Source organism: Daejeonella sp. (assembly GCF_037719425.1).
Taxonomy (GTDB): domain Bacteria; phylum Bacteroidota; class Bacteroidia; order Sphingobacteriales; family Sphingobacteriaceae; genus Daejeonella.
Map to the genome: position 1 here is coordinate 21,654 of NZ_JBBJNI010000013.1, position 6,165 is coordinate 27,818.

5 protein-coding genes and 1 pseudogene are annotated in these 6,165 nt (G+C 45.7%); 2 read left to right on the top strand and 4 right to left on the bottom strand.

Annotated elements, in window-relative coordinates; all coding sequences use genetic code 11:
- Positions 1-67: 67 nt before the first annotated feature.
- Positions 68-1,504: an NAD(P)/FAD-dependent oxidoreductase gene (locus WKF69_RS03175; RefSeq protein WP_340379461.1), complete on the top strand. Its 1,437-nt coding sequence runs from the start codon at positions 68-70 to the stop codon at positions 1,502-1,504.
- A gap of 496 nt (positions 1,505-2,000) precedes the next feature.
- Here WKF69_RS03175 and WKF69_RS03180 read toward each other — a convergent pair whose 3' ends face one another.
- From WKF69_RS03180 to WKF69_RS03190, 3 genes are all read right to left on the bottom strand, one after another.
- Entirely contained in the window at positions 2,001-2,429 is a 429-nt protein-coding gene (locus tag WKF69_RS03180) for an OsmC family protein (protein ID WP_340379462.1), read from the bottom strand.
- Between the two features lie 269 nt (positions 2,430-2,698).
- Positions 2,699-3,241 (bottom strand): DinB family protein, encoded by a 543-nt coding sequence (locus WKF69_RS03185; protein WP_340379463.1) that lies wholly within the window; start codon positions 3,239-3,241, stop codon positions 2,699-2,701.
- A gap of 367 nt (positions 3,242-3,608) precedes the next feature.
- Entirely contained in the window at positions 3,609-4,850 is a 1,242-nt protein-coding gene (locus tag WKF69_RS03190) for a nucleoside recognition domain-containing protein (RefSeq protein ID WP_340379464.1), read from the bottom strand.
- Positions 4,851-5,071: 221 nt separating this feature from the next.
- On the opposite strand from WKF69_RS03190, the gene WKF69_RS03195 reads away from it, so the two are divergent.
- Positions 5,072-5,467, top strand: coding sequence for a hypothetical protein (locus WKF69_RS03195; protein ID WP_340379465.1), 396 nt, complete (start codon positions 5,072-5,074; stop codon positions 5,465-5,467).
- Positions 5,468-5,622: 155 nt separating this feature from the next.
- On the opposite strand, the pseudogene WKF69_RS03200 reads toward WKF69_RS03195, so the two are convergent.
- Positions 5,623-6,165: pseudogene (locus tag WKF69_RS03200) on the bottom strand (hypothetical protein); the annotation flags it as partial.

Here is a 6,165-nt window from a genome sequence, read left to right on the forward strand (position 1 = left end):
AAACTCTCAACTCTCCACTTTCAACTCTCCACTTAATTAACGATCTTCCCATCATTAAGAAATCTGCGTGAATACAGAATACGATGCGGTAATAGTAGGTTCCGGTCCGAATGGTTTGTCAGCAGCTATTGTGCTGCAGCACGCCGGTCTCTCTGTCCTGATCCTTGAAGCAAAGGAAACTATTGGGGGAGGTTTGCGTTCTGCTGAACTTACCATACCTGGATTTCTTCATGACATATGTTCGGCAATTCATCCGCTGGCAGCGGGATCTCCATTTTTCAACAAGCTGCCTCTTGTTGAGCATGGCCTGGAATATCTTTATCCGGAAGTAGCAGCGGCACACCCGTTTGACGATGGAACTGTAGCAATTCTTAAGGGAACGGTTGACGAAACGGCTTCTGGCCTGGGCAGTGATGCTGCAGCGTATGCAGAGCTCTTAGCGCCATTAGTTAAAAGCTGGCCCGGAATGGCACCTGATGTACTTGGCCCATTGCATTTCCCAAAACATCCCCTGGATATGGCCGCTTTTGGTTTAAATGCATTAAGATCAGCTGCCTCACTTGCTGGTAAATTTAAAACTAAAGAAGCTAGAGGTTTGTGGGCGGGAATGACAGCACATTCGATTCAGCCCCTGACTAATTTAGCTACATCCGCTATCGGTCTGGTGTTACTGGCAACGGGGCACCTTGAAGGCTGGCCGGCGCCGCTTGGAGGATCCCAGCAAATAGCCAATTCTCTTTCTTCATATTTTCTATCTATTGGCGGGAAGATCGAAACAGGGGTTCACGTACGGTCAATCAAAGACGTCCCATCCGCGAAAGCGATATTGTTCGACCTTACACCTAAACAAATGTTGGAAATTGCAGGCGAACGCTTTTCGCCTCTTTACAAATGGCAGTTGGAGCGTTATCGCTACGGAATGGGTGTATTTAAGATAGACTGGGCACTTGATGGACCAATACCTTTTACATCCGCTGAGGCCAGGCAGGCAGGAACGATACATATTGGAAATACCTTCGAAGAGATCTCGCAAAACGAATTACTCACCTCGCGGGGGCAGCACGTCGATAAGCCATTCGTACTATTGGCGCAGCAAAGCCTGTTCGACCCAGGCCGGGCACCGGAAGGCAAGCATACAGTCTGGGCGTATTGCCACGTCCCGAATGGGTCGACAGTTGATATGACTGCTGCTATCGAAAACCAGGTGGAGCGTTTTGCCCCGGGGTTTAAGGACCTGATCCTCGCCAAACACACTATGAATACCAAAGAGGTGGAAGTGTACAATCCGAATTACATAGGCGGCGATATCAACGGCGGCGTCATCGACCTGGCCCAGCTATTCACCCGACCGGCATTCAGGCTTTCGCCTTATCGAACATCTGCGAAAGGGCTCTACATTTGCTCCTCATCAACTCCTCCTGGTGGCGGTGTTCACGGAATGTGCGGCTACCATGCCGCAAAACAAGCACTTAAAGATATTTTTCACACAAATACGTCACTATAATATGTCCGAAACAAAAAAAATATTATCCACGAAGACTGGGTAGTTGTTATCCTTGGAGCCCTGATCCCGCCGACCTGTTCAGCAAGCAAGTAAAAAGCCCTTTTATGCTTTCCTGATCGCGCAGGGGTTTAATGTGGTAGTAACCCTGATCATAGCATTGCTTTTATTTGGCGAGTAGGAAAGGCGATTATCTGCAATCGGCTTAAAATATAAAGGCCTTTTGAGCTTGAATCAAAAGGCCTTTTTTTATAGGTAAGTAGGGTCTGTATAGGGTTATTACAAGAAGTGTGCCATTTGGGAATCCGAGCAGTGAATTAATTTCATACAATCATGAACGGTTCACCCGATATGTCATCCCGAAACGCAGTGAGGGACCTTCGTGCAATCACGAGTTTAGCCGATATGTCATCCCGAAACGCAGTGAGGGACCTTAGTTGAAAGTTCCCTCCCCGCGAAAAGCGGGCCCGGCCTGCCTGTCCGGTAGGCAGGGATGACATCATTCCGGTATCAGATTACTCGAAATCACTATCGGGCTCGTCATGATCCTGTGCAGCGGGCACATATCACCAATTTGCAGCATCCTGTGCCTCTGTTCCTCACTCAGATTACCATCAATTTTTATGTGGCGTTTAATGTAGGTCGTTTGCTGCTCATTCCCTTTCACGATATCCATGGTCAGGTCCACACAGATACTATCCACGGGCCATTCTTTTCGATCAGCATACATTCTAAGTGTCATAGCGGTGCAGGTACCCAGACTCGCAAGCAATAGTTCATTCGGGTTCATACCTTCGTTCTTGCCGCCCATTTCTACCGACTCATCAGAAATAACAGTATGACCGCTGGACCTGATCTCTGTCCGGTACTTATCTTTTCCAATCTCAACCGATGTACAGGTAGTACCGATGCAATGTTCCAGTTCCATATTTAAAGTATCAAGTATCAGGTAGCAAGATACGGGGATATTTTACAGTGGCGGTAGGTTTATTATGAATTTGGGTCTGCTGCGAAAAATGGGCTCCGATGGCATGGCACGTAGACGTATTGTCATTCACGTATGTCATCCCGAACGCAGCGAGGGACCTACGAACAATTACCTCCCGGCAGATAATTTAAGAATATCGTTTATTTTAGTACGAAGTTCCCTCCCCGCGAGGAGCGGGTTCGGGATGACATCCGGCTCTTAATCCTTCCTTACCCAGCCATCTCATCAACCTGCGCCCCCGAGATCGGCATACTGATCACGTTACCGTGATGCACGCTGCCGTTGCTCCAGAAATTGCTGGCCTGTTTGAATATCTTATAGAACTGGTGTGACTCGTGTAACAGGAAAAACTCCAGCCACTGGCAGATATTCATGCGCCCCAGAACAGCATGGGTACCAACCCGCGAGAATTCCGCCGAGCTAAGATTTTTAAGCATGCGCTGCATCTCGTCGCGGACACGATAGATCTCGTGCAGCAAAGCACCCGTTGTCCGGGCAGCGGTGAACTGGTATTCCGGATCATTCTCCGGCTTATAGACTAAGAAGAATGGGTTTATCTCTGTGCTTATGCTTTTAAGCCTGTCCATGAAAACATACTGGTACCGGCATAAATAAGCTATAGTTTCATGGATCGACCATTTATCAGGTATAAATCGTGTATGGATCGCCTGAGAAGGAAGATCTTCTATATAATGCTTCACAATCCTGTACTGGCTGCAGAAGCGGTTCATGGTTTCAGCGTGAATTTCCATAGTTATGGTCTTAGGTGTTATAATAACGATAGGAAAGGCGTGCTTGTTTGAAACGCTGTCAAGTAATTGTGCGTTTTTGTGTAAATAGTTGTTTAAGGAATTTTAAAAGAGCAAGGGTTAATTTTGTTTCGGGGAAGGAAAGTTGTAAGTGGTAAGTTCTAAGATATAAGTAGCTGGGCGGAGGACAGTTGTAGATAATACGTTACTGAGTAGACGGCTTAACCGAGAAACTTATAAGTATAAAAAGTTCTAGGCGTAAGTTCTCTGGGCGGAGAATAACGTGATATGATAATAGAAATTTTATCCCAGCGCGAACGGTTTGTACGGCGTCTAGAAAACTTATAACCTACGACTTATAACTTACTACTTAGATGGTCGACCCGAAAAACATATACGCCAATATAATAGCTGCCACCACTCCCACAAAGTCGGCGATCAAGCCACATACCAGCGCATATCTTGGTTTTTTGATACCAACAGATCCGAAATACACCGCCAGGATATAGAAAGTAGTCTCGGTTGACCCCTGGATAATGCAGGCGAGCCTTCCCTGGAAAGAATCTGCGCCATAGGTTTTCATTACGTCGACCATCAGTCCGCGGGCACCGCCGCCGCTCAGGGTTTTCATTAAGCCAACCGGCAGGGCAGGAACGAAGTTGGTATCGGCTCCAAAAAGGGCAACAAAAGATCCGATAGCATTAACAACATAATCCATACAGCCTGTTGTACGGAATGCACTAATGGCCACCAGAATAGCGATCAGGAAAGGGATGATCATAATCGAAGTCGAAAAACCTTCTTTAGCACCATCAATAAATGCTTCGTAGACATTGATCTTTTGGGTCGCTCCATGGACTATAAATAAGGTGATGACTGAAAATATAATGATCCCGCCCAGCAATCCGGCATATATAGCGATCTGATCCGGAGGCAAGGCACCAAGCCAAAAATATAAGCCAAGCATCAGGGCGATGAAAAACGCGAAGAAAGCCAGGATTGGCAATTGTAAAAGATTTATTTTCTGATAGATAGCTACAGCGATCATCCCCGACAGGAAAGAAATGAATGTTCCGATCAGGCAGGGAATAAAGATATCTGCCGGGTTAACCGCACCGTTTGCCATCCGCAGGGCAATAACAGAAGTGGGTATCAGGGTTATCCCGGCTGTATTTAAAACCAGGAACATGATCATGGCATTACTGGCTGTATCCTTTACGGGATTTAACTCCTGCAGTTCCTGCATTGCTTTCAATCCTACCGGGGTAGCCGCATTATCAAGCCCCAGGGCATTTGCCGAAAAGTTCATGATAATAGAACCGTTTGCCGGATGGCTTTTCGGCACATCAGGGAAAAGGCGGCTAAAGAAGGGGCTCAGTCCTTTGGCAAAAAGTGAGATCATGCCTGCACGTTCACCGATCTTCATGATCCCAAGCCAGAAGGTCATGATCCCAATAAGTCCGATCGAAATTTCCGCACCCGTTTTGGCGCTGTCGAACATGCCGTTTACCACATTATTGAAAATGGCGGTATCCCCAAGCACCACCAACTTAATAAGGGCAACAATAAAAGCAATGACAAAGAATCCGATCCAGACGTAGTTAAGAGCCATAGTTTAAGTTGAAAGTTGAAAGTTGAGAGTTGAGAGTTGAGAGTTGAGAGTTTTGACTGGTAATTTCAAATGGTAAATTATAGTGACCTGGAACTTTGTATGAAGATAAGTAGTAAATCCTGTCATTTCCAAAAATTAGACCGAAATCATAATAATCAACCAAAATACATTAAGTTATACCCTGGGGCTAAATCAAACAAGTCAATTTGCTATATTCGGCTATGAAGAATCTTTCATTACTCCTGATAACTGGTATTCTGCTGATTGCCTGTGACAAAAAAGAGGAATCACTTGCGGGGCGACAATTTCAATTAATGGAGGCTGGGACCGGTAAAACACCTGTAATAGTTCACATTTCATTTGTAAATGAGCAAAGAATGGACGTTTGGACGTTGAGGGGTAGTTCCGGCGACGTAGTAATAACACCATATCAATTCGAAGACGGTCTGTTAACTTTCCGAGGTGCAATCTATGAAGCGAAGGAGAATAAGCTAGGTTTTGATCTGTACCGTGGCGAAACGCTGGCATATAAGCTTATCCGTACGTATACCAGAGTTAAGACACCAGTTAGAGACCACCAACCCCGGATAAAGGTTGATAAAAATCAGCAGATCTAGTTATTGATATTGCTGTTTCTGTATCCCGGCCGTTATAAAAAATTGGACTCCTATAATCCCATCGTTTACTAATTGCCCCTTTCAGCTTTCAACTTTCCACTTTCAGCCTGGCCCAGTTTCTAGAAAACATACCACGTAAGGGGATCGCGTACAACTTAAATTGAGCTGTTAGTAATAACCCCATTCTCAATTGAAAGTAAAACCTCCAGACCATCCATCAAAACCAGGTCCGCCGGCTCATCAAAAACCATCTTCTTCGTTTGGATCAGTTTAAAGGATTCGCAGTTAATATCCTTATACCCGAACCTGTTCGACAGATCCCCGATATCCCCAATGATGTAGGTGTAGGTTGTTGATCTCAGATCCTCCGCTATGATTTCATTAGCAATTAAGCCGACATCGACTGTGTATGCGCTGGGTTCGACGCTTTCAACTTTCAGCTTTCCGCTTTCCGCTTTCAGCTGGCAGTTTCTAAAAAGGACCTGGAAATGGTGAAGCTTGTTATCTGGTATAGCGAAATAATCAGTTACCGTTTTCCGGAGAAAAGAGCGTTCCGATATGGAGAATAGGCCGGCCATGATTGAAACGAACACTAGCTTCCGGATATGCTGTTTCTCCGGGTCATCTGCATAACCGCCTGCTTCAATTAAGATCGTACTGGTTCCTGCAGCCTGGAAATTATCGCCAAAAGCGCGCAC